25 protein-coding genes are annotated in these 26,823 nt (G+C 63.0%); 18 read left to right on the forward strand and 7 right to left on the reverse strand.

What is annotated here, in order from left to right; genetic code table 11:
- From AB4Y31_RS07260 to AB4Y31_RS07270, 3 genes are all read left to right on the forward strand, one after another.
- Complete coding sequence (locus AB4Y31_RS07260; protein WP_368673295.1) at positions 1 to 1,239, forward strand: CaiB/BaiF CoA transferase family protein; 1,239 nt, start codon at positions 1 to 3, stop codon at positions 1,237 to 1,239.
- 76 nt (positions 1,240 to 1,315) lie between these two features.
- On the forward strand, positions 1,316 to 1,621 hold the full coding sequence (locus tag AB4Y31_RS07265) for a hypothetical protein (RefSeq protein WP_368673296.1): 306 nt from the start codon (positions 1,316 to 1,318) through the stop codon (positions 1,619 to 1,621).
- Between the two features lie 237 nt (positions 1,622 to 1,858).
- Positions 1,859 to 2,962 (forward strand): porin, encoded by a 1,104-nt coding sequence (locus AB4Y31_RS07270; protein WP_368673297.1) that lies wholly within the window; start codon positions 1,859 to 1,861, stop codon positions 2,960 to 2,962.
- A gap of 88 nt (positions 2,963 to 3,050) precedes the next feature.
- Here the strand turns inward: AB4Y31_RS07270 and AB4Y31_RS07275 are convergent, their stop codons facing one another.
- From AB4Y31_RS07275 to AB4Y31_RS07290, 4 genes are all read right to left on the reverse strand, one after another.
- On the reverse strand, positions 3,051 to 3,746 hold the full coding sequence (locus tag AB4Y31_RS07275) for a GntR family transcriptional regulator (RefSeq protein WP_368673298.1): 696 nt from the start codon (positions 3,744 to 3,746) through the stop codon (positions 3,051 to 3,053).
- A gap of 140 nt (positions 3,747 to 3,886) precedes the next feature.
- The gene (locus tag AB4Y31_RS07280; RefSeq protein WP_368673299.1) at positions 3,887 to 5,509 is read right to left on the reverse strand and encodes a bifunctional 3-(3-hydroxy-phenyl)propionate/3-hydroxycinnamic acid hydroxylase; all 1,623 of its coding nucleotides are present in this window, start codon (positions 5,507 to 5,509) and stop codon (positions 3,887 to 3,889) included.
- Positions 5,510 to 5,561: 52 nt separating this feature from the next.
- Positions 5,562 to 6,125 (reverse strand): VOC family protein, encoded by a 564-nt coding sequence (locus AB4Y31_RS07285; protein WP_368673300.1) that lies wholly within the window; start codon positions 6,123 to 6,125, stop codon positions 5,562 to 5,564.
- 46 nt (positions 6,126 to 6,171) lie between these two features.
- Positions 6,172 to 7,023, reverse strand: a complete 852-nt coding sequence (locus AB4Y31_RS07290; RefSeq protein WP_368673301.1) for a fumarylacetoacetate hydrolase family protein — start codon at positions 7,021 to 7,023, stop codon at positions 6,172 to 6,174.
- 134 nt (positions 7,024 to 7,157) lie between these two features.
- Between AB4Y31_RS07290 and AB4Y31_RS07295 the strand changes: the two genes are divergently transcribed.
- The 14 genes from AB4Y31_RS07295 (at position 7,158) to nanR (ending at position 22,306) form a co-directional block, all read left to right on the forward strand.
- A complete protein-coding gene (locus tag AB4Y31_RS07295) occupies positions 7,158 to 7,739 on the forward strand; it encodes an amino acid synthesis family protein (protein WP_368673302.1) in 582 nt (193 codons plus the stop codon).
- Positions 7,740 to 7,815: 76 nt separating this feature from the next.
- Entirely contained in the window at positions 7,816 to 8,928 is a 1,113-nt protein-coding gene (locus tag AB4Y31_RS07300; protein ID WP_368673303.1) for an alcohol dehydrogenase catalytic domain-containing protein, read from the forward strand.
- Between the two features lie 83 nt (positions 8,929 to 9,011).
- Positions 9,012 to 9,569 (forward strand): cupin domain-containing protein, encoded by a 558-nt coding sequence (locus AB4Y31_RS07305; RefSeq protein WP_368673304.1) that lies wholly within the window; start codon positions 9,012 to 9,014, stop codon positions 9,567 to 9,569.
- A 23-nt stretch (positions 9,570 to 9,592) separates the two neighbouring features.
- Positions 9,593 to 10,189, forward strand: a complete 597-nt coding sequence (locus tag AB4Y31_RS07310; RefSeq protein WP_368673305.1) for a malonic semialdehyde reductase — start codon at positions 9,593 to 9,595, stop codon at positions 10,187 to 10,189.
- Positions 10,190 to 10,425: 236 nt separating this feature from the next.
- Positions 10,426 to 11,256, forward strand: a complete 831-nt coding sequence (locus AB4Y31_RS07315) for a phosphogluconate dehydrogenase C-terminal domain-containing protein (protein WP_368673306.1) — start codon at positions 10,426 to 10,428, stop codon at positions 11,254 to 11,256.
- Between the two features lie 33 nt (positions 11,257 to 11,289).
- Positions 11,290 to 12,663, forward strand: coding sequence for a 3-oxo-isoapionate kinase OiaK (oiaK, locus tag AB4Y31_RS07320; RefSeq protein ID WP_368673307.1), 1,374 nt, complete (start codon positions 11,290 to 11,292; stop codon positions 12,661 to 12,663).
- A gap of 70 nt (positions 12,664 to 12,733) precedes the next feature.
- The gene (locus AB4Y31_RS07325; RefSeq protein ID WP_368673308.1) at positions 12,734 to 13,978 is read left to right on the forward strand and encodes a ribulose-bisphosphate carboxylase large subunit family protein; all 1,245 of its coding nucleotides are present in this window, start codon (positions 12,734 to 12,736) and stop codon (positions 13,976 to 13,978) included.
- Between the two features lie 190 nt (positions 13,979 to 14,168).
- Positions 14,169 to 15,107: a D-ribose ABC transporter substrate-binding protein gene (locus tag AB4Y31_RS07330; RefSeq protein ID WP_368673309.1), complete on the forward strand. Its 939-nt coding sequence runs from the start codon at positions 14,169 to 14,171 to the stop codon at positions 15,105 to 15,107.
- 80 nt (positions 15,108 to 15,187) lie between these two features.
- Positions 15,188 to 15,856 carry a DUF2291 family protein gene (locus AB4Y31_RS07335; protein ID WP_368673310.1) on the forward strand — a complete coding sequence of 223 codons (669 nt, stop codon included), beginning with the start codon at positions 15,188 to 15,190 and terminating at the stop codon, positions 15,854 to 15,856.
- A complete protein-coding gene (locus AB4Y31_RS07340) occupies positions 15,853 to 17,430 on the forward strand; it encodes a sugar ABC transporter ATP-binding protein (RefSeq protein WP_368673311.1) in 1,578 nt (525 codons plus the stop codon). Before AB4Y31_RS07335 ends, AB4Y31_RS07340 begins: the two co-directional genes overlap by 4 nt.
- 61 nt (positions 17,431 to 17,491) lie before the next feature.
- The gene (locus AB4Y31_RS07345) at positions 17,492 to 18,556 is read left to right on the forward strand and encodes an ABC transporter permease (protein ID WP_368673312.1); all 1,065 of its coding nucleotides are present in this window, start codon (positions 17,492 to 17,494) and stop codon (positions 18,554 to 18,556) included.
- A 4-nt stretch (positions 18,557 to 18,560) separates the two neighbouring features.
- A complete protein-coding gene (locus tag AB4Y31_RS07350; protein ID WP_368673313.1) occupies positions 18,561 to 19,661 on the forward strand; it encodes a Gfo/Idh/MocA family protein in 1,101 nt (366 codons plus the stop codon).
- 5 nt (positions 19,662 to 19,666) lie between these two features.
- Positions 19,667 to 21,544: a hypothetical protein gene (locus tag AB4Y31_RS07355; protein ID WP_368673314.1), complete on the forward strand. Its 1,878-nt coding sequence runs from the start codon at positions 19,667 to 19,669 to the stop codon at positions 21,542 to 21,544.
- A gap of 54 nt (positions 21,545 to 21,598) precedes the next feature.
- Positions 21,599 to 22,306, forward strand: coding sequence for a transcriptional regulator NanR (gene nanR, locus AB4Y31_RS07360; protein WP_107152362.1), 708 nt, complete (start codon positions 21,599 to 21,601; stop codon positions 22,304 to 22,306).
- A gap of 105 nt (positions 22,307 to 22,411) precedes the next feature.
- On the opposite strand, the gene AB4Y31_RS07365 is transcribed toward nanR, so the two are convergent.
- Positions 22,412 to 23,335, reverse strand: a complete 924-nt coding sequence (locus AB4Y31_RS07365) for a LysR family transcriptional regulator (RefSeq protein WP_368673472.1) — start codon at positions 23,333 to 23,335, stop codon at positions 22,412 to 22,414.
- A gap of 144 nt (positions 23,336 to 23,479) precedes the next feature.
- On the opposite strand from AB4Y31_RS07365, the gene pobA reads away from it, so the two are divergent.
- The gene (pobA, locus tag AB4Y31_RS07370) at positions 23,480 to 24,664 is read left to right on the forward strand and encodes a 4-hydroxybenzoate 3-monooxygenase (protein WP_368673315.1); all 1,185 of its coding nucleotides are present in this window, start codon (positions 23,480 to 23,482) and stop codon (positions 24,662 to 24,664) included.
- Positions 24,665 to 24,670: 6 nt separating this feature from the next.
- Here the strand turns inward: pobA and AB4Y31_RS07375 are convergent, their stop codons facing one another.
- Together AB4Y31_RS07375 and rbsB are read right to left on the reverse strand one after the other, a co-directional pair.
- Positions 24,671 to 25,696, reverse strand: coding sequence for a LacI family DNA-binding transcriptional regulator (locus tag AB4Y31_RS07375; RefSeq protein ID WP_368673316.1), 1,026 nt, complete (start codon positions 25,694 to 25,696; stop codon positions 24,671 to 24,673).
- Positions 25,697 to 25,838: 142 nt separating this feature from the next.
- Positions 25,839 to 26,780 carry a ribose ABC transporter substrate-binding protein RbsB gene (gene rbsB, locus AB4Y31_RS07380; protein WP_368673317.1) on the reverse strand — a complete coding sequence of 314 codons (942 nt, stop codon included), beginning with the start codon at positions 26,778 to 26,780 and terminating at the stop codon, positions 25,839 to 25,841.
- Positions 26,781 to 26,823: the final 43 nt, after the last annotated feature.

Raw genomic sequence — 26,823 nt, forward strand, 5'->3', positions numbered from 1 at the left:
ATGAACGAAATCCTGCAACCGGGGGCGCTCGCCGGCGTACGCGTTCTCGATCTTTCGCGCGTGCTCGCGGGCCCGTGGGCCGGCCAGTTGCTTGCCGACCTGGGCGCCGATGTCGTCAAGGTGGAGCGTCCGGGCGCGGGCGACGATACCCGTGCGTGGGGGCCGCCGTGGTTGAATGATCCCGAGGGAGAATCGACCGGCGAATCGGCCTACTACCTGAGCGCCAACCGCAACAAGCGATCGGTGACGATCGATCTGGCCGACCCGGAAGGCCAAGATGTCGTGCGGCAACTGGCGAGCAAGGCGGATGTCTTGCTCGAGAACTTCAAGGTGGGCGGCCTCTCGCAATATGGGCTCGACTACGCCAGCCTCAACGCGATCAATCCACGACTCGTCTATTGCTCGATTACCGGATTTGGGCAGACGGGGCCTTACTCGTCGCGCGCCGGCTACGACTTCCTGATCCAGGGCATGGGCGGTTTGATGAGTCTCACCGGCCGTCCCGACGGCATGGAGGGCGCAGGCCCGCTCAAAGTCGGCGTCGCGTTGACGGACATCATGACGGGACTGTACGCGACGGTTGCGGTGCTGGCCGCACTGAAGCGCCGCGAGCAGTCCGGGGAAGGGCAGCATATCGACCTTGCGTTGCTCGACGTACAGATCGCGTGTCTCGCGAATCAAGCGGCCAACTACTTGGTGAGCGGGGTCGCGCCACGGCGTATGGGCAATGCGCACCCGAATATCGTTCCGTACCAGGAGTTTCCGACAGCCGACGGGTACATGATCGTGGCAGTCGGCAACGACAGTCAGTTCGCGAGCTTGTGCAAGACGCTGGGCAAGCCGGAATGGTCCGGTGACGAGCGCTTTGCCACCAATCCCCAGCGCGTGAAGCACAGGAACGAGCTCATTGCGCTGATTCACGGCATGACCGTGCGCCGTACGACCGACGAGTGGGTGGCCGCGATGGAAGCCGCCGGCGTGCCCTGCGGCCCGATCAATACGCTCGATCGAGTGTTCTCGGATCCTCACGTGCAGGCGCGCGGAATGCGCATTGAGATGCCTCACCCATTGGCGAAGCAGGTGCCGCTCGTGGCGAACCCGATTCGGCTGTCAGAGTCGCCCGTGCAGTATCGGCACGCACCGCCGACGCTCGGCGAGCATACCGACGAAGTATTGTCGGATTGGCTCGGCGCAACCGCCGCGGAAATCGATGCTTTGCATGCAAAGCGCGCGATATGAATAGGCGGGCGATGCGCATTGGCGGCGCGGAGCACATGCGGCGTGGGATTGCGCACGTCCCTGCGATATGAACACTATGCAGCAAGCTCGGCGGGATGCCGCCGCCGCCGCCAATGCCGAAGATGCGTCGACTTGGCGCTGGCTTTCGGCACTGCTCGAAGAGCGACGCATTCGCTGGCGCTTTGCGTTCGGCAGGTGGGTCGTGACTGTCGATCGGGCGCAGGTCGCTTCCGAACTGACCTTCTATGACGCAATTCGCACGGCGAAGGACGAAGCCGGGCAGCGCGGAGTGGGGCAGTTCGACGAATGGGCGGATCGACCGCGGCGTTCGACGTCACCCGCAAACCGACGCAAGGTCGGGCACGACACCTACCCCCATTAGCCTGCACGCATCGTTTCACTCTGTTTTCCAGCGAACATTCGCCGCTTTCCAGGCGCCATTGACGAGCGCGCCGCAAACACACGTAAACACTGACCACGATTTGCCCCCGAGGGCATTGACCGTTGCTGACGTTTTCATAGAATATGCACAAAATACGTTATTACGTGTAAGTGAGTTGGATATGCATATACGTTCATGCGGTCGACCTCGGAGGAGACAATAGTGAAGAAGCGAATCATGGCTGCGGCGACAATCGCAGCGGGAACGTGCGCCGGCATCGTGCCAAGTGCGCACGCTCAGAGCAGCGTGACGCTGTGGGGCTTGCTCGATGCAGGTGTGTCTTACGTCAGTAATATCGGCGGGCATTCGGCGTGGAGGCTCGACGACGGCATCGCGCTGCCGAATCTCGTGGGTTTCAAGGGCAGCGAAGATCTCGGTAACGGCACGCACGCGGTCTTCGAGTTGGTGACGCAATTCACGTTGCAGGGCAATCTCGTCGCACAGGCGACGAACGGAAGAGGAACGGGAACGGGGCTTTTCGCTCGCAACGCCTGGGTTGGGCTCGATAACGATCGGTACGGGAAGCTCACGTTAGGGCGGCAATACGACTTCATGGTCGAGACACTCTTTCGCGACGTCGGCGCAGACATCGCAATGTATGGCGGGGGCTTCTATCAGTTTCGCGACGGTCCGTTCGCCAAGCTGGGCATTCCGGACTCACCGCCCGACGAAGCGTTCGACTTCGATCGCATGAACGGCGACACGCCGTTGAACAACGCGGTGAAATACACGAGCCCGCTCTTCGGTGGATTGCGGTTCGGGGGCATGTATGCCTTTGGCGGCACGGCGGGAAACTTTCGCCAAAACAGCGCGGACAGTGTCGGTGCGAGCTATGCGGCCGGGCCATTCGCCTTCGGCGCGGCTTATACGGACGTACGCTATGCCGCGCTGCTCGGCGACAGCATCCGCAACTTCGGTTTGGGCGCGAAATACAAGGGGGACACGCTGCTGTTGACGGCACTCTTCACGAATACGCGCAATTCGCACAACGGTGCGGCTGTCAACGCCGCGGAAGCAGGGGCGCTTTACAGCTTCACGCCCGCATTCTCGACGAGCTTTGCGTATACCTACATGTGGGGCAACGCAGGCGTCGATCACAATCATGCGCATCAGTTCGGCGCGGTGGCCAAGTACTTCCTATCAAAGCGCACCGCGGTCTACGCGCAAGGCGCCTATCAGCTGACCAACGCGGGCGCTAATGCGGTCATCAACGGGACGTTCGGCCCGTCGAGCGGTCGCTCGCAGTTCGTCGGTCGGATCGGTATGCAGACGGTGTTTTGATGAAACGCCTATCGGCGAGGCGATGCACGGCCTCGCCGATATTGCGGCAATGGAATGCCGCGCGGTCCCGAATCAGCGTGGCACTTGCTTACTGCACCGTGGCCAATTGCCGTTCGAGCGCTGCGGCGACGCGTGCCAGCGTGCCTTCGATATGCTTGCGCAAGAGCCGCGAGGCCTTTTCCTTGTCCCGGTCGATCGCGGCCTTCATGATTGCCTCGTGCTCACTGTTCTTATGACGCTCTTCGGTCCGGTGCAGCGCGGAATAGCGGCGATAACGTTCTGCGCGATCGAAGAGCGAGGCGATCATATTCGAGAGCAGGGCGCTCGGTGTCGCCGATAGCAGCGCCAGGTGATAGGCGCGGTGGCGTTCCGACCAGTCGTCGTCGAGCGCGACAGGGCCCGAGCCGAGACGCTTCTCGGCAAGGCTCAATCGATGAAATGCCGTCAGGACGGCCACTTCCCATTCTTCGCCGCCGTACTCGATGGAATCGCTGAGCGCTTCATGTTCGAGCAGCACGCGCATCCGCGTGATGTCTTTGAAGTCGTCGAGGCTGATCGGGGCAACCCAAAAGCCGCGATTTTCCGTCGCCTGGACGATGCCGTCTTGCGCAAGCCGGTTCAAGGCTTCTCGAATCGGCGAGCTGCTGAGGCCATATGCCTTCGAAAGGCTTTCGACCTTGAGCCGGCTGCCCGGGGCGAGTTCGCAACGGATGATGGACGTCTTCATCCGGGCAAAGGCAACGTCAATCAGCGGTGCACCGTTCGAGACGGGTGTCGAGTCCATGAGTGTAGGTAGACTACGGAATTGTGGATGACGTCATTTTATGCGCAAAATGTGGCCATATGCAATATAGGGCGCTTTCATTGGTCCAGCGAAAGCGCGAGGGTCATCCATCCCTCGCGCCGCACGGGTTGTCTTGAGGATCAAGCGCAGGCGGCAGCGGCCGGATTCTCGTGTGGCTTACCCGCTCCGAGCGCCGCGGCCAGCTCGCGGATCATTGCGCACGCCTCTTCGGCTTGGCGGGAAGCCCCATACACATAGTGATCGGGTCGAGCAATAACCGCGCTGCAAGCGTGCCGTCGCATCCAACCCACGAGCATGCCGTCCGAATCCTGGAAGGTGTGCGGCGGTGCGTTCGTCCCAACTGGCTCTGTGCCGATCACGACCAGCTCTACCGGAATGTCGCGCACGGCATCGCATTCCTCTGCGATACGCGCGATGACGGCCGCATCGACGTCGTTCGAGACAACGAGGCGAAACGTTGCGCCGGTCGCTTGATCGAGCAGGCATTGACGACCGTCCGGCAATTTGACGAGCGGCTGCGGAAACAGTTGACCGCGCGGTCCGTGAGCCGATGCGGACAAGAAGCCTGCGGCGAGTCCAGGAATCAGCGATTGCCGCACGGTACCGCGCGGATTCGCCGCCATTTCCTCGAGCAAGCGTTCATCCCGCTGGCGCGCGGCGGCCGGATCGCGCTCGCAGATAAGCTTGCCCAGCGATTTGGTGACGAGCGTCGTCTGCTTCACATGCGGGAGTCGCTCGGCCTGATACGTATCGAGTAGGAGAGGGGCTGCGGTGCCGCGGTTCACGAGCGCGAGCTTCCAAATCAGATTGGCCGCGTCGCGAATCCCTTGGCACATCCCCTGGGCCAGAAACGGTGGGGTCATGTGCGCCGCATCGCCGAGGAAGAACACCCGGCCGGAGCGCCATTGGCGCAGGACTAGCGCGTGGAAACGGTAGGACGAAGCTCGCCAGATGTCGTACTCGCTTTCGTCGAGCCAGCGCGAAATGAGCCGGCGAACGAACGCAGGTTCCATGACCTGCGCCGGCGTTTCCCCGGGATTGATCATGAATTCCCAGCGCCGAACCTGGCCGGGACCTACCACGAACGTGCAAGGGCGGTCGATTTCGCAATACTGGACATTCGTCTTCGGTAAGCTCGCGCCGCACCCGTTTTTGAGGACAACATCGACGACGAGCCACGGTTCGTCGAAGTCGAGGTCTTCCATCTCGAGACCAAGCGCCATTCGGATCGGGCTCGTTCCGCCGTCGCACGCGAGCACGTAGCTCGATCGATACGTGCACGGTGCATTCGACTCGCTCGGCGACTCGGTCACCGTCACGGATGCCCCGTCTTCGCCAGACGTCACGGCGTTGACGTGCGCACCGAGGTTGATCGTCACGGACGGGAAGCGGGCGAGATTGTCCCGCAGCGTGCTTTCGATCTGCGGCTGCATGAACACGTAGTTGGGCGCCCAGCCCAACTGGAACGGTGGCTCTGCCGCCTCGATGCGCCGAATCACGCTTGAATTCGTTGTCCGATATTCGGAAGGTCGATAGGGCATCACGTAAGGTGCGATTTTATCGGCGAGCCCCAAATCGCCGAAGATGCGCATGACTTCCTGATCGAAGCCCATTGCGCGCGGCTTATCGAAGACCGTCAGGGACTTTTCGAGCACGAGCGTGCGCAACCCGGCCTCGCCGGCAAGATTCGCGGCGACGGCGCCCACCGGACCGAGCCCGACGATGATCAAATCGAAGTCCACGTCTCCTCCTTATCGAATACTGTTCCGCAAGCGCACGCGAGACGCGCCGCACCTACGCATCGAACGCCACACGCTGGGCGGCAATGCGCGCGCGCATCTCGGCTATCCAGGCTTCGCGCGACAAAAAGCCGGGGCGGCGGCGGCACATGGCTTCCGTTCGTTCGAGGATTTCGTCCGCGGAAAGATCGAGGTTCAGCGGCTCGCGGCACGGTTGTGCCGTGAAGAACGGGCTGTCGACATACAACTCTAGCGGATTGCCCTCGGGATCCTTGAAGTAGATCGACCATGCGTTGCCGTGATCGACTTGCTCAATCCCTTGAACGCCGGCGCTCACGGCGCGCCGGTAGTAAGACTGCAGATCGGCGAGCGATTCGAGCAGCAGCGAGAGCTGATTGACGGGATTGAACGGCAGATCGGTCGGCTTCCCGTCAAAGAGCACGAGCTGATGATGGATCCGGGGATCCTGCGTCATGAAGTACAGACGGTGGCCGGTCGAGGCAACCCCTTTGTCACTGACGACGAAGCCAAGAAACTTGCGGTAGTAATCGACCATCTTCTCGAGGTCGCTGCAGAAGATCCCGCAATGCGTGAACTGAATTTTCGGTAATGCCGTCATGCCTGTCTCCGGATGTCTCGTTTCGTTCTGGTTCACGTTCACGCGTTCACGCTTCGTCCGCGACGGGGTTCGACAGTGTTCCGAGGCCCGGAATGACGACGTCGAACGTATCCCCCGGCTTCAGGAAAATCGGCGGCTGACGTTTGAAGCCGATTCCGCTCGGGGTGCCGGTCGCCAGGATGTCGCCGGGTTGCCAGTCGAGTGCCTGCGATACGTAAGCGATTAATCCGGGAATGTCGAACGCGAGCTCGGAGAGCTTTCCCGTCTGCAAACATTCGCCGTTGAGCGATCCTTGGATCGAGAGCTCGCGATAGTCGCGGATTTCGTCCGCGGTGACAAGCCACGGACCGAGCGAACCCGTGCCGCGGAAGTTCTTGCCCATCCCGTACTGGTGCGTATGGAATTGCCAGTCGCGCACGCTCGCGTCGTTGAAACAGGTATAGCCGGCGACGTGATCCATGGCGTCTTCCGGCTTGATGTGCGAGCCGCCCTTGCCGATCACGACAGCCAGCTCCGCTTCGAAGTCGAATTGGGTCGACACGCGCGGACGGATGATCGGAGCGCCGTGCGCGACCAGCGTTTGCGCGAAGCGGTGGAAGATGACAGGGTATTGGCCCACGGTGCGGCCGGCCTCCGCGGCATGCGCGACATAGTTGATGCCAACGCAAATGATCTTGCTCGGGTTGGGAATGACCGGTTCGAGCGCGAGCGACGAGAGCGCAAAGTCGGGCGACGCTGTATCGACGAGCCGCCGCGCTTGCGCGAGCTCGGCTGGATTCGATACGAGCGCGGCGAGATCGGCAACGGCCGGCAGACGCTTCGTCAGATCGACGACGCCGTCGTCCTTGACCGCGCCGAACCCCGATCGGCCTTGATTTCGGTACGAGATCAATTTCATACGTTTGCTCCTTTAGAGCGTAAAAGATATTTTTGTGCATATTACACCGCGATGGATATAATGCAAGCGCCGGTGTGCGATACGGCGCCACCGTCGGAAGTCGATGCGGACGGACCATTTCCTGGGAGCAACGGATGTCGCTAGTGAATGTAAGAAAGATCAAGCTGGACGTCGAAGAGGTCTGGCACGAGGGCGGTGACCGGCTGGGAGAGCCGTTGATGGTCGCCGTGGCAACGGCGATCGTCGCCAATCCTTACGCGGGGCGGTACGAGCCGGATCTATTGCCGTTCATGAGCGAATTGCGTCAGCTCGGAGCTGAGCTGTCGTCGCGTCTCGTCGCTCAGTTGGGCGGCGCGTCGAAAGTTCAGGCCTATGGGAAGGGCGCGATCGTCGGTGAAGACGGCGAACTCGAACACGGCGCCGTTTGGCACGAGGCGGGCGGATGGGCCATGAGGGAAACGCTGGGCGCGCCGAAGGCGATCGTGCCGTCCGCAAAAACGATCGGCGCAGTCGGCACGCGCCTGATGGTTCCGCTCGGGCACATTCAGGCTTCCTATGTGCGAAGCCATTACGGAACATGCGAGGTCACGGTGTGGGACGGCCCGCGTCGCAACGAAATCGCCTTTGCGCTGGCCATGGCGACGGGCGGGCGCGTTCATGCGCGGCTGGGTGGTTTGCAAGCATCGCAAGTCAAAGGGCTGGACGGCCTGCGCTAGCGTTCAGGTAAACGATGATTCGCTTTGTGCACAAAAAGAAATAGTGTGCACTTTTAGATAAAACAGGAGACAAACGATGACGACGAAGATGATGCGGGCGGCGCGCATGCACCATGTAGGCGAGCCGATGGTGGTGGAGAATATTCCCGTGCCGTCGCCGCGACCGACCGACGCGCTCGTGCAGGTGAAGGCATGTGGGATTGTGCCGAATCTCGGCAACGTGTTGAGCAATTGGGAGAAGTGGTTCCCGCATCTTCCGTTGCCGAAGCTGCCGGCCATTTTTGGTCTCGATGCAACCGGGGTCGTCGCGGAGGTAGGAAGTCAAGTTCATGCGTTCAATCCAGGCGATCGCGTCTATGTGAACCCCGCTCGCTATTGCGGAGGGTGTCGCGCTTGCCGTTCCGGTGACACCACCGCGTGTCCCTACTACACATTCAACGGCTATTTCGGATTCAGCGAACGCTCGCAGGCGATATTCGACGACTACCCGTACGGCGGGCTGTGCGAATACATGACCGCTCCGCAATATAGTCTCGTGAAGATCCCCGACAACCTGAGTCACGAAACCGCCGCGAGGTTCGGCTACTTGGGGACGGCCTATCGGGCGCTTAAAAAGGCGGAAGTCGGGCCCAGCAGCACGATTCTCGTGAACGGTATCAGCGGGACGCTCGGCATCGGCGTGGCTCTCTTCGGGCTCGCGATGGGAGCGAAGAAGATACTCGGCACGGCACGTAACCGCGAACTCCTGCAGCGCGTCAAAGCCATTGCGCCGGAGCGCATCGAAGTCATGTCGTTGGATGATGGCTCGGTCAGCGAATGGGCCGCGCGTGTGACGCGGGGTGCGGGTATCGATGCAGTCATCGATGCATTGGGACCAGGCGCGCCGCAGGAGACGCTGCGCGAAACGCTGAAGACACTGCGGCGCGGCGGCCATCTGATCAACATCGGCGCCGTGGCGGGCGAAGTCCCGATCAACCTGCACTATATGATGGACAACGATCAGCGCTTCAGCGGCTCTGCTTGGTTCACCGCGGGTCAAGGCCAGGAGATGGCCGATATGGTGGAGTCGGGCGTCGTCGATTTATCGGTATTCGAACATTGCGTCTTCAAGCTCGAAGACATCAACACTGCGCTCGGTGGTATCGAGAATCGCAACGGCGGCTTCAGCAATTACGTGATTTGCCCTTGAGCAGGGACGTATGTGCCTGACGTCGCGATGAGCCGTCGCGCCAGGCGCATCGATTATTTTTCTTTCTTCCGTCGAGCATATTCATGCATATCAGACGAGTCGTAACCGGTCATGACGACAGCGGCCGGTCCGTCTTGCTTTACGACGGTCCGACGCCGCGTACCGTCGCGTTTCAATCGATTCCCGGGCACGCCTTCGCTCAAGTATGGACGACACCCAGTTCGCCGGTTTCGCCTGCGAGCGGTGCCGATCCGACCGAAGGGCAGACCAACTTGCTGCCTGAAGCGGGCGGAACGAGTCTGCTGATCGTCACATTTCCGCCGGACAGCACGATGGCCGCACCGGATTTCGATCCCGCCGCGGCGGGTGCGGAATGCATTGCGCGCATGCCGGATCTCGCCAGCACGTTCGAGCCCGATTGCCCGGGCATGCATACGACCGATACGGTCGATTATGCGATCGTGCTGTCCGGTGAAATTTGGCTGGAAGTCGATGATGGAAAAGAGACTTTGCTGCGCCCGACGGATGTCGTCGTGCAACAGGGCACGCGGCACGCGTGGCGCAACAAGAGTCAGGTGCCCGCGCTCGTCGCGTTTTTCATGATCGGCGCCAGTCGCTCGAAGAGCGGGGCAGCGCTGTGAGCAGAGCGGAACTGGAGCATGCGTTGACGGCGAAACCCCTCGATAGCCCCATTCGACAGCAATTGTTGACGCATGCCCGCAGTCAGAACGCCTGGCTCGCGCGCCCGGTATCCGACGAACTGCTGCGCGAGTTATATGAATTGGCCAAGTGGGGCCCGACGAGCATGAATTGCTCGCCAATGCGAGTGACGTTCGTGCGTTCGGCGGATACGCGCGCGCAGCTGCTATCGGCTGTCTCGCCGGGCAACGTCGAGAAAGTCCGGACGGCGCCCGTCGTCGCGATCATCGCCCACGATACCGCGTTTTACGAGCAACTTCCCAAGCTGTTTCCGCACCGTCCGAATGCTGGCGATCTCTTTCGCGATCAACCTGCGCTCGCGGAAGAAACCTGCTTGCGCAACAGTTCGCTGCAGGGCGGATACTTCATTCTGGCTGCGCGCATGCTCGGTCTCGACTGCGGACCGCTGTCGGGCTTCGATGCGCGGCTGATCAATTCGCTTTTTTTCGCCGGCACTTCGTTGCGCGTCAACTTCCTCTGCTGCCTCGGCTATGGCGATCCGGCCGGGCTGTTCCCGCGCAGTCCTCGCTTCGATTTCGACGAAGCCTGCGCGATCGTCTAGCTATCCGAGCGGTTCGCGGCCGCTCGTTTCCCGTTTCCGCCTGTCCGCTTCGACTGAGGGCTCAGTAAATTCCCTAGTATCCGCTCGTCACCCAAGATGGTGTACTCATTATACCAGCGGCCGCTTAGGCGACCCGCACGGACGGGGAGCAATCGGCGATCGGCCGCCAGGCTCGCGGCTGAAGCGCCTACCCAATCACCATCGGTGTTCGAACCGACTCTCCATCGGAGAATTAAATGAACGAGAAGATCGCGCTATTCGGCGCGGGCGGCAAGATGGGCTACCGCCTGACGAACAATCTGCTGAAATCGGACTACCGCGTCGCGCACGTCGAGGTCAGCGAGGGGGGACGCAAGCGGCTAAAAGACGAACTCGGCGTCGAATGCGTCAGTGTTGACGCAGCGCTGGATGGCGCCGACGTCGTCATCCTGGCCGTGCCCGACACGTTGATCGGAAAGCTGAGCCATGAGATCGCACCGAAGCTGCCGGCCGGCACGATGGTGATGACGCTCGATGCGGCCGCCCCTTTCGCGGGCCACCTGCCTGATCGGAAAGACCTCGTTTATTTCGTCGCGCATCCCTGTCATCCGCTGATCTTCAATGACGACGCCGATCCGAAGGCACGACGCGATTTCTTCGGCGGCGCCTACGCCAAGCAATCGATCACCAGCGCGTTGATGCAGGGCCCCGAGGAGGCCTTCGATCTCGGCGAGCAGGTGGCGAAAACGATCTACGCGCCGATCCTGCGTTCCTATCGCCTGAGCGTCGAGCAGATGGCCTTGCTCGAGCCTGGGCTTTCGGAAACGGTGTGCGCGACGCTGCTCGACGTGATGCGCGAAGCGATGGACGAGACCGTCAAGCGCGGCGTGCCCGCGCAAGCCGCACGCGATTTTCTGCTCGGCCATATGAACATTTTGGCGGCGGTCATCTTCAAGGAGATCCCCGGCGCATTCTCGGATGCCTGCAACAAGGCGATTACGTTCGGCAAGCCGCGGCTCATGCGCGACGACTGGAAGCAGGTATTCGATCGCGAGGAAATCGCCGAGAGCATTCGGCGCATTACGTGACGCCGCAAAGTGACATCGCAAGAGCGCACCGAAATGCATACGACCTGGCCTGACGGCTTGCTGCTTGCCTTCTACGGCGACGACTTCACGGGATCGACGGACGCGATGGAGGCGATGACGGCGGCAGGCGTGCCCACGCTGTTGTGCCTCGATACGCCGTCGCGCGAGCTGCTCGCGCGGTTTCCGGGCGTTCGCTGCGTGGGGCTCGCGGGCGCCTCGCGCGGGCGCACGCCGCAATGGATGAGCGATACCTTGCCCGATGCGTTCTACGGTCTCGCGAAGCTGGGCGCGCCCATCCTGCAGTACAAGGTTTGCTCGACGTTCGATTCGTCACCCGAAATCGGCTCGATCGGTCGCGCCATCGATATCGGCGTGAAGGCGATGAATGGTGAGTGGTCGCCGATGATTGTCGGCGCCCCGCGGCTCAAGCGCTATCAAGTGTTCGGCAATCTGTTCGCGGCGATCGGCGGCGTAGGGTATCGGCTCGATCGCCATCCGACGATGTCGCGGCATCCGGTCACGCCGATGAACGAGGCCGACCTGCCCGTGCATCTCGGACGGCAGACCGATAGACGCATCGAGCTCGTCGACATGGTGCGCCTGCGATCGTCGGACGCGTTGCCGTTCGTGCATCGAATCGCCGGCAGCGACGTCCCTGTCGTGATGATCGACGTACTCGATGACGAAACGCTCGTCGAAGCGGGCAGGTTGGTTTGGGAAGGGCGCGGCGACGGTGTCTTCACCGCGTCGTCATCGGGCCTGCAGTACGCGCTCGCCGCCTGGTGGCGCAAGTGCGGCATGCTGCCCGCGTCACCGTCTCTGCCGGCGGCGGACGCGGTCGATGCCATCGCTGTCGTGAGCGGCAGCTGCTCGCCCGTGACGGCCGAGCAGATTCGTTGGGCCCGCGCAAACGGATTCCATGTGGCTCGACTCGATCTGAGACGTGCGCTCGATCGCGAGAGCGCAGGGGCAGAAGCCGAGCACCATGTTCGCCAGGCCGCCAAGGCCATTGCGCAAGGGCGAAGCGTCGTCGTGCACAGCGCCGAAGGCCCTGACGACCCCGATGTGCTCGGCTTCGAGGCGATTGCGCGAGCGGCCGGCATGACGCGCCACGATGCGGCGCGCCGCGTGGGCTCGACGCTCGCGGACATCATGCGACGCCTGCTCGATGAGATCGCGCTCAGGCGCGTGGTCGTGGCCGGCGGCGACAGTTCCGGTGAAGTGGCGAGCTCGCTCGACATCACAGCGCTGAGCGTGCTGGCCGCAATGGCGCCGGGTGCGCCGCTGTGTCGCGTCTGGTCCGATTCGCCGCGACGCGACGGGCTGGAGATCGTACTAAAGGGCGGCCAGATGGGCGAGGCTTCGTTTTTTGGCGCCTGCCTGAAGGGCGCGATGCCGACACCATGAAACGGCACCGCGTTCGCGGGCGAACGCAAAGCGCAAGCATGAGCGTCCCACCATTGAAGGGAGCATTGTCGTGACTGAACGGATTCATGCCTCTTACTGCCTCGAGACCGGAGCGGACCCGCGCGTCGCAGCGGATGTGATCGCGGGCGAGCAATCGAGCGGCACGTTCGTGGCGCTGCCGAACGAAACGCCGGAACTGAAGGAAAGATCGGGCGCGCGCGTCGAGCGGCTGCGAATACTAGGCGAAGTTGACGGACCGAGCCTGCCCGGCGGCATGCGCTCGAACCGCTACACGCAATGCGAGCTCGAGCTTTCGTGGCCCATCGAAAACCTGGGACCGTCGTTGCCGAATCTCGTCTCGACGATCGCGGGCAATCTGTACGAACTGCGTCAGGTGTCGGGCCTGCGGCTGACGGGCTTGCGTTTGCCGCCTTCGTTCGCGGCGGCCTATCCGGGCCCCGCGTTCGGGATCGAAGGTACGCGCCGGCTCACGGGCGTCAGCCACGGCCCGGTCATCGGCACGATCATCAAGCCGAGCGTGGGGCTGTCGCCGGAAGAAACGGCGCGGCAAGTGCGCGATCTCGTCATGGGCGGCATCGACTTCATCAAGGATGACGAGCTGCAAGCCGACGGCCCGCATTGCCCGTTCGACGAGCGCGTGCGCGCGGTGATGCGCGTCGTCAACGAGCACGCGGATCGAACCGGCAAAAAAGCGATGGTGGCGTTCAACCTCACGGGCGATCTCGATCAGATGCGCCGCCGCCATGACCTTGTGCTCGCCGAGGGCGGCACCTGCGTCATGGCGGTCTTGAACTCGGTCGGGATCGTCGGCCTGCACGAACTCAGACGTCATTCACAGTTGCCGATACATGCGCATCGGGCCGGATGGGGCTATCTGTCGCGCAGTCCGCAGCTCGGCTGGGATTACGCACCATGGCAGCAGATCTGGCGGCTCGCGGGCGCCGATCACCTGCACGTGAACGGGCTCGCCAACAAGTTCAGCGAATCGGACGAGAGCGTGATCGCGGCGGCGCGCGCCGTCCTCTCGCCCGTCATGCCCGAGGCGCCGATGCCGGCCATGCCCGTCTTCAGCTCCGGGCAAACCGGGCTGCAGGCGGCGCCTACCTATGCGGCGCTCGGCTGCGCCGATCTCATTCATGCAGCGGGGGGCGGCATTTTCGGCCACCCGGGAGGGGTGGCCGCCGGCGTGGACGCGTTGCGCGAGGCATGGGTTGCAGCGATCAAGGGCGTGCCGCTCGAGCAACATGCAATGCGTCATCCGGCATTGCAAGCTGCTCTGGGTTTCTGGAAGTGACGCTGTAAGGGGTGGTCGCGCAAGTCGCTTCAGTCGCCTCGGGTATTAGTGAAATGATGAAGCGATAGGAAGCCTGAGCGCGTCCGCGTTGGTACGTTGACATCATCAAGAGTGATAAGCACCAGTGGCAGCGGCAGCGGGAGCCGGCTCAATTGGCAATGCTGCTCGCCGCACATCAAGGAGACGAGACATGAAAGGTCTGAAGCAGTGGCTTTCCGGCGGAGCGTGCGCGCTCATCGTTTTGGGCGCTACCGGTCCGGTGCACGCGGCCGGCTTGATTGCGATCATCACGCCGTCGCACGACAATCCGTTCTTCAAGGTGGAAGCTGATACGGCCGACGCCCGCGCGAAGTCGCTCGGTTATGACACGATCGTCCTCTCGCACGACGACGACGCGAACAAACAGATGAATCTCGTCGATACGGCGATCGCACGCGGCGCGAAAGCGATCATTCTCGATAACGCGGGTTCGGAGGCCTCGATTTCGGCTGTGCAGAAAGCGAAAGATGCCGGTATTCCGTCGTTCCTCATCGATCGCGAGATCAACAAGACGGGCGTGGCCGTTTCGCAAATCGTCTCGAACAACTATCAGGGCGCACAGCTCGGGGGGCGCGCATTCGTCAAGGCAATGGGCGAAAAAGGCAACTACGTCGAGCTCGTCGGCCGCGAAGCGGATATCAACGCCGGCATTCGCTCGAAGGGCTATCACGACGTCATCGACCAGTTCCCGAACCTGAAGATGGTGGCGCGCCAATCGGCCAATTGGAGCCAGACAGAGGCTTATCGCGTGATGGAGTCCATCCTGCAGAGCCACCCCGACATCAAGGGTGTGATCGCCGGCAACGACACCATGGCGATGGGCGCCTCGGCCGCGCTCAAAGCGGCCAAGCGCGACGACGTGATCGTGGTCGGGTTCGACGGCAGCAACGACGTGCGCGACGCAATCGAGCGCGGCGAAATTCGAGCAACGGTATTGCAGCCGGCCGCGCTCGTGGCGACCCAAGCCGTGGACCAGGCCGACAAGTATCTGAAGACGCACTCGACGGGCAAGCCGGAAAAGCAGCTGATCGATTGCTCGCTGATCACGAAGGCCAACGCGAAGAAGCTCGATCTGTTCGCGCTGCGTTGAGCGTTGAGCGTTGAGCGAAACCGAGGGGGGCGCGGCCCGCCGGCGGCGCCGCCTGATGAGTTGTCGAGGCGAGGATACCGATGAGACGAATGGTGTGGGCGGGCGTGCTGCTTGCGCTGTGCGGCGCGTTGCCAGCGTGCAAGCTCGTGAAGAACGATGCGGCGGCCGTTGGGGCCGCGAGCGGCGCGGCGGCCGATCCTTATGCCGTGTCGGCGTACGATCCGAATGCCGCGGTCGCGAAGGAGTGGGAAGCGAAAGTGGTCCCCGATATCGCGAAGCGCGCGACGGACTTCAATCTGCTGCGCGATGCCGTTGCAGCCGATGCCGATGCGGCGGGCCAGAAGTACGGCTATCGCGACAAGACGAGCGGCGGGCCGTGGAATTTCCCGACGAAGCTGCGCGGCACGATCGTATCGGTCGACACATCGTCCAGCGAAGGGACGATCGGCGTCGATACGAGCGGCAGCGGCAAGCCGGACGTCATCGTCGATATCGGCCCCACCGTGCTCGGCACGGCGTTGCGCGATTCGCTCGATTTCGTTTCGTTTTCCGACTTCACGAATCAGATCGACTACGCGCGCTTTGGCACCGCGCTCAATGCCTACGCGGTCGAACATGTCATGAAGGCGCTGCCGCGCGACGGCCTGAAGGGCAAGACGATCACGGTGACCGGCACGTTCTCGTACGACGGGACGAGCGATCAGCCCGAGGTCGTGCCCGTTGCAATAGCACTGGAGAAAGCGCAATGAGCGACGGGGCCGATGCGGTGGTGTCGCACGACGACGTGATCCTTTCCGTCGAGGCGGTCACGAAGGTCTATCCGGGCACGACGGCACTGAAGGAAGTGAGCTTCGTCGTGCATCGGGCGGCCGTCAACGTGCTCGTCGGCGAGAACGGTGCCGGAAAATCGACGCTGATGCGGATCATCGCCGGCGCCGAACAACCGACTTCCGGCCGCCTCGTGCTCGATGGTGCGCCGATCGAGCTGGCCGACAGCGCGCAAGCGTTGAGGCACGGTATCGGGATCGTCCATCAAGAGCTCAACCTCTTTCCGAATCTGTCGATCGCGGAGAACGTGTTTCTGGGCCGCGAGATGACGCGCGGCCGCATTCATATCGACGCGAACACGCAGCGCACGAAGGTCCGTGCGCTCCTCGAGCGGCTAGAGTTGGACTTGAGCCCCGACACGCTCGTCGAGGAATTGCCGATCGGTCAGCAGCAATTGATCGAGATCGCGAAAGCGCTCGCGCAGGACGCGCGCATCCTGATTCTCGATGAGCCGACGTCGGCACTGAGCGCGGCGGAAGTGGAGGTGCTCTTTCGTGTCATTGCCGACCTCAAATCACATGGCGTCGCGATCGTCTACATTTCCCACAGACTCGAGGAGCTGGTTCGGATCGGCGACTACATCACGGTGCTGCGCGATGGGCGTATCACGGGCCATCAGCGCATGGCGCGGGTCGACGTGCGCTGGATCGTGCAGCAGATGGTCGGGCGGGAAACGCGCGATTTCGCGCGCCCCGTCGGGCATGAGCGCGGCGCCGAAGTGCTCGGCGTGCGCGCGCTGTCGCTGCCCAAGAAGGGCGGCGGCTATCTTGTCGATCACGTATCGCTGACGCTGCACGCGGGCGAAATCGTGGGCATCTACGGTTTGATGGGAGCGGGCCGCTCGGAGCTCTTCGAATGCATTCTCGGCTGCCACGCCGAGGCGGAAGGCGAAGTTGTGCTGGCCGGCAAGCCGTTGAGCGGCAGGGCGATCGCCGAGCGCGTGGCCGAAGGCGTCACGCTGATTCCTGAAGACCGCAAAGCGGATGCGCTGCTGCCGATCCTCTCGATAGGCAGCAACATGACGTTGTCGAGCCTGCGAACGTTGGCGCGGGGCTTCGACATCGACCCGAAACACGAGCAAAGTCGGATCACGCGGTATATCGGCGAGCTCGCCATGAAGGTCGCCGATTGGCGCCTGCCCGTCAGTTCGCTTTCCGGCGGCAATCAGCAGAAGGTCGTCATCGCGCGAGCCTTGATGACGACGCCGAAAGTGCTGCTGATGGACGAGCCGAGCCGCGGCATCGACGTCGGGGCGAAGGCCGACATCTTCAAAGTGATGCGCGATCTCTCCGTGAAGGGGCTCGGGATTCTCTTCGCCACCTCGGACCTCGAGGAAGTGATGGCGCTGTCGGACCGCATTCTCGTCATGTCGAGCGGGCGCGTAACGGCCGAGTTCGAGGCGGCCGAAGCCACCCAGCACGATATCGTCGCCGCATCAGCAGTCGGCCGGCGCGCGGCCGCGAGCTTGCACGAAACGGATGCCGTTCGCGCATGATTTCGACGAGGCACGGCATGCACACCGCTGAACGCAGACTCATAACATTGGAGACATCGAAATGACGGCTGTCGTCAAGCAAACGAGCTCGACGTGGACGGTCGGAGAAGCGCCGTTGCTGCTGTTGCTGAAGCTGCGTACGTTCATTGCGCTCTTCGCCGTGGTGATCTTCTTCTCCTTCGCCGCCACGAATTTTCTCAACATCGAGAACCTGCTCATCATGTCGAGACACGTCGCGCTCAACGCGTTTCTCGCGATCGGCATGACGTTCGTCATCGTCGCGGGCGGCATCGACTTGTCGGTCGGCTCGGTCGTCGGGCTCTCGGGGATGGTGGCGGGCGGACTGATTTTGCATGGCATCCCGTTGGGCGCATACACGCTCTACCTCAGCGTGCCGATCGTGATCGTCGCCGCATTGGCCGTCGGCATCGCGGTCGGAGCCATCAACGGCTTGCTGATCACGCGGCTCAACGTGGCGCCGTTCATCGCGACACTCGGCACGCTTTATGTCGCCCGCGGCGCGGCGTTGCTGTCTTCGGACGGCGAAACCTTCCCGAACCTGGCCGGCAATCCCGCTTACGGCACGACCGGGTTTCCGCTGCTCGGCAGTGCTTCGGTCCTCGGCGTGCCGCTTACCGTCTGGCTGTTGGCGATCATCGGCGTCATCGCCGCCTATGTCGCCGCGCGCACGCCGCTCGGAAGGCAGATCTACGCGATCGGCAGCAACGAGCGGGCGGCCCAGCTCTCGGGCGTGCGCGTGAATCGCGTCAAGATGATCGTCTACATGTTCTCGGGTTTTTGCGCGGCGATCGTCGGGCTCATTATCTCGTCCGAGCTCGTCGCTTCGCATCCGATGAGCGGCGAGACGTTCGAACTGAACGCGATCGCCGCGGCTGTGCTCGGCGGCACGTCGATGTCGGGTGGGCGCGGCAAGATCGGTGGGACGATCGTCGGGGCGTTCGTGATCGGCATCCTGTCCGACGGGCTCGTCATGATGGGGGTCAGTGCGTTCTGGCAAACCGTGGTGAAAGGCGTGGTGATCATTGCCGCCGTCGTCGTGGACCAGATCCAGCGACGCGTCCAGCATCGCTTCGCATTGCAACGACAAGCGGCTTCTGGAGGCTGAACCCATGACGGATGCTTCGGTGAATGTGCACGCGGCTGCCGGCAAGATCCGAGGGGCACTGATCGGCTGCGGCTTCTTTTCGCGCAACCATCTGCATGGATGGGGGGAAATCGATGGCGTCGAAATCGTGGCGCTTTGCGATGCGAACGAGGAGCGGCTGCGCATGGCGGGCGCGGCGTTCGGGATCGAGCGACTCTACAGCGATGCGGCCGCGCTGCTCGAGAGCGAGCGGCTCGATTTCGTCGACATCGCCACGACGGCGCCGAGCCATCGGGCGCTCGTCGAGCTCGCGGCGAGGCACCGCGTGGCCGTGATTTGCCAGAAACCGTTTGCCTTGTCGATGAGCGATGCCGAGGCGATGGTCGCCGTTTGCCGGCAGGCGGATGTGCCATTGATGGTGCACGAAAACTTCCGTTGGCAGCCCGCCATCCGCGCGGTCGGCCGCGTGCTGGCCGAAGGCGAGATCGGAACACCGTTCTGGGGCCGCATATCGTTTCGCTCGGCGTTCGATGTGTTCAGCGGCCAGCCATACCTCGCGCGCAATCCGCGCTTTATCGTCGAGGACCTTGGCATTCACGTGCTCGATATCGCGAGATATCTGTTCGGCGATGTCCGGCGGCTCTCGGCGACGACTGCGCGTGTGAATCCGGACATCGCCGGCGAAGACGTGGCGACGGTCCTTCTTCAACACGTTGCGGGCGCGACGAGCATTGTCGACTGCAGCTATGCGACGAGGCTGCCGAAGGAGCGTTTCCCGCAAACGCTCGTCGAGGTGGACGGTTCAGAGGGGACGCTGCGGCTTTTCGCTGATTACCGGTTGCAAGTTCATGGCCGCCGGGGTACCCGCGAGGAGCTCGCCGCGCCGAAGGTCTATCCGTGGTCCGAGGCGCCGTGGCACGCGATCCAGGATAGCGTCGTCGGCATTCAGTCTCATTGGATCGATTGCTTGAGGAAGGGAATCGAGCCATCGACGTCGGGGCGGGACAACTTGAAGACGCTCGCGTTGGTCGAGGCCACGTACCGATCAGCGGAAGCGGGGCAGGATGTCGTGCTTGGGGTGCCGGCTCCCGCCGCCGATGCCACGCGCAACTCCGTCGAGGCGTGACACGAATGATTACTGCATCCGACATGTTGCGCTTGTACGGTACGGAGCAGGTCGAGCCGCCTTCCCGCCGACTGCACGCGGGACTCTGGTCGGCCTGTTTGATCGACGGTGCATTGCGCGATATACGGTACGACGGCGTGGAAGTGATTCGCGCGATCGCCTATCTTGTACGCGACAAGGATTGGGGTACCTGTCGGCCCGAAATCAGCGATCAGCGGATCGACGAACGCGACGGGGGCTTTCGTCTCTCGTACAGCGCCCGTAGCACAAATCCGGACGGACACGCGTTGCGCTTCGAGATCGCGATCGACTGCGACGCCGAACACGGCCTCGAATGTCGGGCGACGTGCACGGCACTGACCGATTTCATCGCCGCGCGCTGCGGCTTTTGCGTGCTCCATCCGATCGCCGGCGTGGCCGGCGCGCCGGCTCGCGTCGAGCACGGCGACGGCACGGTCGAGGTCGCACATTTCCCCGATACGATCGATCCGTGGCAGCCGTTCATGGATATTCGCGCGATCGCTTACCAAACGCCGATGGGATGGTGGGTGCGCTGCGGGCTGACCGGCGACGTGTTCGAGATGGAAGACCAGCGCAACTGGTCGGACGCCTCGTTCAAGACCTATTCGCGCCCGCTGGCGTTGCCTTGGCCTTACACGATCCGTGCCGGCGAGACGAGCGAACAGGCGGTCTCGGTGACGATCGACGTGCCGGCCCATGCGACTGTACAGAGCAGGCAGAGAAATAAGCAGACCGACGACGCGATGGTCGCGGTCGACATCGACGCGCTATGCAGCGAAGAGTCGATGCCCGAGCTCGGCGTCGCGGTCGCCCCAGCGGAAATTGAAGCCGTACGCGCCAATCTGGACGCGCTGCTGGCCCTGGCCCCCCGACGGCTGATGCTGCACTTCGATCCGCTCGCGGGCCACGGCGCGGACGAGTTGCGGCGCTACGCGGAATTGAAGCGCGCGAGCGGTATTGCGGCGACGCTCGAGCTCGCGTTGCCTGGGCAGGGCGCACCGGCGGAGGAACTCGCGCGCGTCGCGGCGCAGATTCGAGAAGCAACGCTCGATTTGGCGGCTGTCGTCGTGAGTCCTGCCGTGCATCGCCAATCGAATCCGCCCGGCAGTGCGAGTCCACCGTGTCCGCCGCTCGACGAGGTCTACCGCGCGGCACGGCATGCGCTGCCCGGCCTACGTCTCGGTGGAGGCATGCTCAGCTACTTCACTGAACTTAATCGGAAGCGGCCGCCGCTGCGGATGGTCGATTACGTCACCCATGCCACTTGCCCGATCGTGCACGCGGCCGACGATCGCAGCGTGATGGAGACGCTCGAAGCCATCCCGCACATCACGCGATCGTGCCGCGCTTTGATCGGCGACCAACCGTATGCGATCGGGCCGATTTCGATCGGCATGCGGCAAAACCCCTACGGTTCGCGCGTCATGCCGAATCCGTATCGCGAGCGCGTGGCGATGGCCGAAGCGGACCCGCGGCAGCGCGCACGCTACGGGGCGGCGTGGCTAGGGGGCTACGTCGCGGCGCTCGAGGGCGCTCGCATCGAATGCCTGACGCTCGGGGCGCTCGTCGGGCCGCGCGGCGTCATGGACGTTTCGGGCGAGCGATATCCGATGTTCGATGTTGCCGCCATCGTCGCGCGGATGGCGCGCCGTCCTCGCGTCCCGTGCCGCTCGAGCCGGCCCGGGCAGGTCGCGGCGTTCGGCGCCGTGACGGACGCCGGCGCGCTGGAACTGGCCCTCGTCAACCTGACGCCGGATATCCAACGCGTATCGATAGGAGAACGAACGATCGCAACGCTCGACCCGTTTGGCCTGCGCTCCGTGGCGCTTGATACTGCGGGCTTCGCGGACCGCGCGCTTTAAAAACGACCCGCTTCGTGATATGGTCATCAGACCAGTTTTTTGCCTCTGTTCTCGATGCCAGAAATCATTCCTCGTCGCAAGCTCTATCAGGAAGTGCTCGATCGTCTGATGGAGCGCATCCGTCATGGCGAGATTCCACCGGGCGCGCATCTGCCGTCGGAGCGCGAGTTGATGGAGATGTACGGTGTTGGTCGTCCGGCGATCCGCGAGGCGCTGCAAACGCTCGAGCGCTCGGGCATCGTGGAGATCGTGCATGGCGAGCGAGCGCGCGTCGTCGTGCCGACGGCCGATGGATTGATCGCGCAGATTGCCAGCGGCGCGATGCATCTGTTGCGCACGCAGCCCGACATGCTCGAGCATTTAAAATCGGCGCGGCTCTTTCTCGAGGCAGGCACCGCACGGATGGCCGCCGAGCGCGCGACGAAGGAAGATGCGGCGCGGCTGCGCCTCAGAGTCGAGCAGCAACGCGCATCGATGGTCAATCTCGAAGAATTTCTCGAGCGCGATATGGCCTTTCACCGCGAGATCGCGCAAATCACGGGCAATCCGATTTTCCCGGCGATCGTCGAGTCGATTTTCCGTTGGGCTTCCGACTATTACCGGCCGATGGTTCGCGCGCCGGGCGCGGAAGCGCTGACGCTCGCCGAGCATGAGCGCATCACGGAAGCGATTGCCGCGGGCGACGGCGACGCCGCTGCGCAAGCCATGCATGCGCACCTGAGCCGGGCCAACGATCTTTATCGCACGTTGATGAAGAGTTGAGCGGAGCGAGGTGAGTGGCGAAAGCGAAGGGCACCACGACCGCGCTCGTCAGCCCGCCCGATTCGCAGCGTGGAGGCGGCTACTCCCTCCGGTTCGTACAGCCTCTCAACGGGGCCACTCGTCGTGCTCGTCGTTGAACAGTTCCGCAACGATGCCACGCAGCCATATTGTCCTTGCATCGTTATGAAATTTGCGATGCCAGTGCTGCTTGAGGTCGAAGCGCGGCAACGCGAGCGGCGGCTCGGCAAGCGTGATGGAAGCGTGCTCGGCCGCGTAGGCGAAGCCTATCGCATGCGGCACCGTCGCGATCAGATCGGTTCGCGAGAGGATGAACGGCAGGCTCATGAAGTGAGAGGTCTCGAGCACGGCGCGCCGCTGGATACGGTGCTTCTCCAGATACTTTTCGAGCACCTCCTGACTGCGGCCCTCCGCGCGCACCACGGCATGGCCGCATCGCAGGAACGCCTCGAGCGTCAGCGACCGCTTGGCAAGCGGGTGGCCGTTGCGCATCAAGCAGATGAACCGATGCGAGAAAAGACGCTGCTGAAAGAAGTTGTTGCCTGACAAATCGGGAAAATACCCGATCGCCAGATCGATTTCGCCGGCCGCGAGCCCGCGTTCGAGGTCGGCCGGCGGCAAAGAAAGCGAGCGCAAGTTTGCATGCGGCGCGCGTTGGGCCAAGACTTGCAATAGCCGCGGTAGAAAGACGATCTCACCGACATCGGAGAGCGCAATCGAAAACGTGCGCGTCGTCGTGCCCGGGTCGAACTGCTGCGTATCGAGCACACCGCGTTGAATATGTCCCAGCGCCTCGCGTGCCGATGGAATCAACGACAGGGCGCGCGGCGTCGGCTCCATGCCGCGTGAAGTCCGTACGAATAACGGATCGCCGAAATAATCGCGCAGTCGCGCCAGCGCCGTCGATACGCGCGGCTGGCTCACGCCGAGCATCTGCGCCGCGCGGCTGACGTTGCGCGCCTCCTCCATCGCCACGAGATAGGGAATCAAATTCAAGTCGAGATCCTGCATCACGCTTCGGGCCCCCTCGGGCCCCGCACCTTTATCGAAATGTCGTATACAGGGTATGCGCAAAATCGCGTTGCCGTATATTAGGGGGCGCCCGAGAATTCCCCTCAGCCAATCTTTCGAAGTAGAGATACAGAGGGGACATCCATGAAGACTCAAGTGGCGATCGTCGGCGCCGGGCCGGCGGGACTGCTTCTTTCTCATCTCTTGCGCCTGCAGGGGATCGACTCGGTCGTCGTCGAGACCCGCTCGCGCGAATACTGCGAGCACCGCATCCGCGCCGGCGTGCTCGAGCAGGGAACGGTCGATACGCTCGTCGAGAGCGGACTCGGCGCGCGCATGCAGCGAGAGGGGCTCGTCCATCATGGAATCGAGCTGCTGTTCGAGCGCAGGCGCCATCGCATCGACATGACCCGCTTGACGGGGGGCCGTTCGATCACCGTGTACAGCCAGCACGAGGTCGTGCGCGATCTGATCGCGGCGGCGGTCGATCACGAGCAGCCCGTTCTTTTCGACGTTGCGGATGTGTCCTTGCATGACATTCGAAGCGATCAGCCCTATGTAGAAATCGTTCATCGTGGCGAGCGCATCCGCATCGATTGCGATTACATCGCGGGATGCGACGGTTTTCACGGCGTTTCGCGTGCGTCGATTCCGGCCGACGTTCTGCGCACTTACGAGCGTGTCTATCCCTACGCATGGCTCGGCATTCTTGCCGATGCGACGCCGTCGGCGGACGAGCTCGTCTATGCGCATCATGAGCGCGGTTTTGCGCTTTTCAGCATGCGTTCGCCGAGCGTCACGCGCCTCTATCTCCAGTGTCGCCCCGACGAGAACCTCGCGGAATGGTCCGATGGGCGCATCTGGGCGGAGCTGCATACTCGCTTCGAAAACGACGAAGGGTGGACGCCCAACGAAGGGCCGATCACGCAGAAGAGCGTCACGCCGATGCGCAGCTTCGTGGCCGAGCCGATGCAATACGGACGGCTCTTTCTCGCGGGCGATGCCGCGCATATCGTGCCGCCCACGGGTGCCAAAGGGATGAACCTGGCGGTGGCCGACGTCCGCACGCTATCGCGGGCGCTCGCCGCCCGCTATCGGGACGGCAGGGTGGACCTGATCGAAGCCTATTCGACGACCTGCCTCGAGCGCGTATGGCGAGCCGAGCATTTCTCATACTTCATGACGAACATGCTGCACCCGTCGGCCGATGAAACGAGCTTCGTCAATCGATTGAAAATGTCGGAGCTGAAGTACGTCACGACCTCAGCCGCCGCGGCGCAGTCGCTTGCCGAGAACTACGTCGGACTGCCGTTTGCGGACATGGGCTGACGCGACTCACTTCGCGCGGGCGCGCGGGTGCCGAAAGTGGATGTTCGCGGGCACCAAGAGGGACTGCGGCTTTGGATCGCCTTCGAGCATCCCGATTACGCGTTGCAAGCTTTGAGCCGCGAGTTCGCGGCTATCCTGCACGATCGCGTCGATGGTGAGCGGCAGGCAATCGAGCAATTGATGATCGTCGAATGTCATCAGGCGGCCGGGGGCCTGGCCAAGCTTATGCGCGTTGTTGATGAACGACAGCGCGCCTTCGAGCAGCGTGATGGAGCCGGCGAACAGCACCTCGGGATAGCGCCCATGAGCTGCAAACCAGGCCTCCATCAGCACGCGCCCGGACTCCCGATGATAGTCGCGCTCGAAGACCCAATCCTCCCGTTCGGCCAGGCCGTGCGACGCCAGCGCCTGTCGGAAACCCGCCAGTCGGTCCCGGCTCGCCGATAGCTCGGGCTGGCCACCGAAGTAGACCACCTCGCGCGCGCCTTGTGCGAGCGCATCGCCGATCAGCATGGCCACCGTCTCGGTGGCATCGGTCACGACGTAGGGAATGCCCGTCTCGTCGACGCGCCGGTCCGCGAACACAAGCGGAAGGCGCTTCGTCCATTTCAGGTAGCGCTTCGGGTCGGCGGTGCAGGGCACCACGATCATGCCGTCGACCTGATGCGAGACGAGATGCGCGATCCCTTCGGTTTCGCGCGCGGGATCCTCGTCGCTCGTCACGACGACGAGCTGATAGCCGTATTCGTCTCGGCACAGCGTCTCCATCGCTTGAGCGAGCGCCGCATGCGTCGAGTTCGTAAGGTCCGGAATCACCAGGCCGATCGTGTTGCTGCGCCGGGAGCGCAGTGCTCGAGCCGATTGCGAGGGTGTGAAGTGATGTTCCTTGGCCACTCGCAGCACGCGCTCGACCGTCGCCGGCGAGATCCGGTAGCGTTCGGCATAACCGTTGAGCACCATGCTCGCCGTCGTCCGAGAGACGTTTGCGAGCCGGGCAATGTCGTCGATGGTGAGGCGCTCGAACTGAGTCACGTTGGCTTGTCCTCGAGGGGCCGCCGCCGGCCGGGCGCCGACGGCGGTTTTGCCCGTGCGTCGATGTTGATACCCGCACGGTGCTAGTGCCCAATCGTACTACGTGCGTGCCCCGTGCCGACGGCGTTCGGTCAACGAGCGCTTACTGCTTGTAAAGATTGAGCGGCACGTGGATGAGCTTGTCGACCGGCTGGCCTTGCGCCAGCTTCGTCGCCGTCTGCACGCCGTATTGGCCGATGAGCTCCGGCTGCTGCTGGACGGTTGCCGTCATCGTGCCCGCCTTGACGGCGGCCATCGCGTCATCGGTTGCGTCGAAGCCGACGACGATGACGTTCTTGAGCCCGGCGGCCTGGATCGCTTTCACCGCGCCGAGCGCCATTTCGTCGTTCTGTGCGAACACGCCCTGAATATCCTTGTTGCCTTGGATGATGTTTTCCATCACGGAAAGGCCTTTCGCGCGATCGAAATCGGCCGGCTGCTTCGTGACGATCTTCACCCCATTGTCCGACTCGATCGATTTATCGAAACCGTCGCCGCGCTCGCGGGCCGCCGAGGAACCCGGGATGCCCTGCAACTCGACGACGTTGCCCTTGCCGCCGAGCTTCTGCAGCATGAACTCGGCCGCCATCTTGCCGCCCGCTGCGTTGTCGGACGCGATGTGCGAGCTGACTTCGGCGCCGTTCACGCTGCGATCGAGCGATACGACTTTGATGCCTTTGTCGGTAGCCTCCTTGACGACATTGGCGACGGCCGACGAATCAGTGGGGTTGATCAGGATGACGCTGACCTTTTTTTGAATCAGATCTTCGACGCTTGCCTGCTGCTTGGCCGGATCGTTCTGCGCATCGACCGTGATCAGCGTGACGCCTTCCTTGTTCGCTTCGTCTTCGGCGCCTTTCCTCAGCGAGACGAAGAACGGATTGTTGAGCGTCGAGACCGACAAGCCCACCGTGACCGCGCTGGCGGCGGCGCCCGATGCGGGGGCGGCGGCCGACGCGGCGGTCGTGTCGGGTCCCTGTTTCGAGCAGGCGGCGATGCCGAGCACGAGGAGGCTCGCGACGAGGGGCGAAATGATCCGTTGCATCAGTTATCTCCTGGTTTTCGAATATGAAGTGTTGATTACATGT

Source organism: Trinickia sp. EG282A (assembly GCF_040965455.1).
Taxonomy (GTDB): domain Bacteria; phylum Pseudomonadota; class Gammaproteobacteria; order Burkholderiales; family Burkholderiaceae; genus Trinickia; species Trinickia symbiotica.

Bases quoted from the DNA above. Each gene is read 5' to 3' on its own strand.
- AB4Y31_RS07260 (WP_368673295.1), top strand. From the start codon at position 1: ATGAACGAAATCCTGCAACCGGGGGCGCTCGCCGGCGTACGCGTTCTC.
- AB4Y31_RS07265 (WP_368673296.1), top strand. From the start codon at position 1,316: ATGCAGCAAGCTCGGCGGGATGCCGCCGCCGCCGCCAATGCCGAAGAT.
- AB4Y31_RS07270 (WP_368673297.1), top strand. From the start codon at position 1,859: ATGGCTGCGGCGACAATCGCAGCGGGAACGTGCGCCGGCATCGTGCCA.
- AB4Y31_RS07275 (WP_368673298.1), bottom strand. From the start codon at position 3,746: ATGGACTCGACACCCGTCTCGAACGGTGCACCGCTGATTGACGTTGCC.
- AB4Y31_RS07285 (WP_368673300.1), bottom strand. From the start codon at position 6,125: ATGACGGCATTACCGAAAATTCAGTTCACGCATTGCGGGATCTTCTGC.
- AB4Y31_RS07290 (WP_368673301.1), bottom strand. From the start codon at position 7,023: ATGAAATTGATCTCGTACCGAAATCAAGGCCGATCGGGGTTCGGCGCG.
- AB4Y31_RS07295 (WP_368673302.1), top strand. From the start codon at position 7,158: ATGTCGCTAGTGAATGTAAGAAAGATCAAGCTGGACGTCGAAGAGGTC.
- AB4Y31_RS07300 (WP_368673303.1), top strand. From the start codon at position 7,816: ATGACGACGAAGATGATGCGGGCGGCGCGCATGCACCATGTAGGCGAG.
- AB4Y31_RS07305 (WP_368673304.1), top strand. From the start codon at position 9,012: ATGCATATCAGACGAGTCGTAACCGGTCATGACGACAGCGGCCGGTCC.
- AB4Y31_RS07315 (WP_368673306.1), top strand. From the start codon at position 10,426: ATGAACGAGAAGATCGCGCTATTCGGCGCGGGCGGCAAGATGGGCTAC.
- oiaK (WP_368673307.1), top strand. From the start codon at position 11,290: ATGCATACGACCTGGCCTGACGGCTTGCTGCTTGCCTTCTACGGCGAC.
- AB4Y31_RS07330 (WP_368673309.1), top strand. From the start codon at position 14,169: ATGAAAGGTCTGAAGCAGTGGCTTTCCGGCGGAGCGTGCGCGCTCATC.
- AB4Y31_RS07335 (WP_368673310.1), top strand. From the start codon at position 15,188: ATGAGACGAATGGTGTGGGCGGGCGTGCTGCTTGCGCTGTGCGGCGCG.
- AB4Y31_RS07340 (WP_368673311.1), top strand. From the start codon at position 15,853: ATGAGCGACGGGGCCGATGCGGTGGTGTCGCACGACGACGTGATCCTT.
- AB4Y31_RS07345 (WP_368673312.1), top strand. From the start codon at position 17,492: ATGACGGCTGTCGTCAAGCAAACGAGCTCGACGTGGACGGTCGGAGAA.
- AB4Y31_RS07350 (WP_368673313.1), top strand. From the start codon at position 18,561: ATGACGGATGCTTCGGTGAATGTGCACGCGGCTGCCGGCAAGATCCGA.
- AB4Y31_RS07355 (WP_368673314.1), top strand. From the start codon at position 19,667: ATGATTACTGCATCCGACATGTTGCGCTTGTACGGTACGGAGCAGGTC.
- nanR (WP_107152362.1), top strand. From the start codon at position 21,599: ATGCCAGAAATCATTCCTCGTCGCAAGCTCTATCAGGAAGTGCTCGAT.
- AB4Y31_RS07365 (WP_368673472.1), bottom strand. From the start codon at position 23,335: ATGCAGGATCTCGACTTGAATTTGATTCCCTATCTCGTGGCGATGGAG.
- pobA (WP_368673315.1), top strand. From the start codon at position 23,480: ATGAAGACTCAAGTGGCGATCGTCGGCGCCGGGCCGGCGGGACTGCTT.
- rbsB (WP_368673317.1), bottom strand. From the start codon at position 26,780: ATGCAACGGATCATTTCGCCCCTCGTCGCGAGCCTCCTCGTGCTCGGC.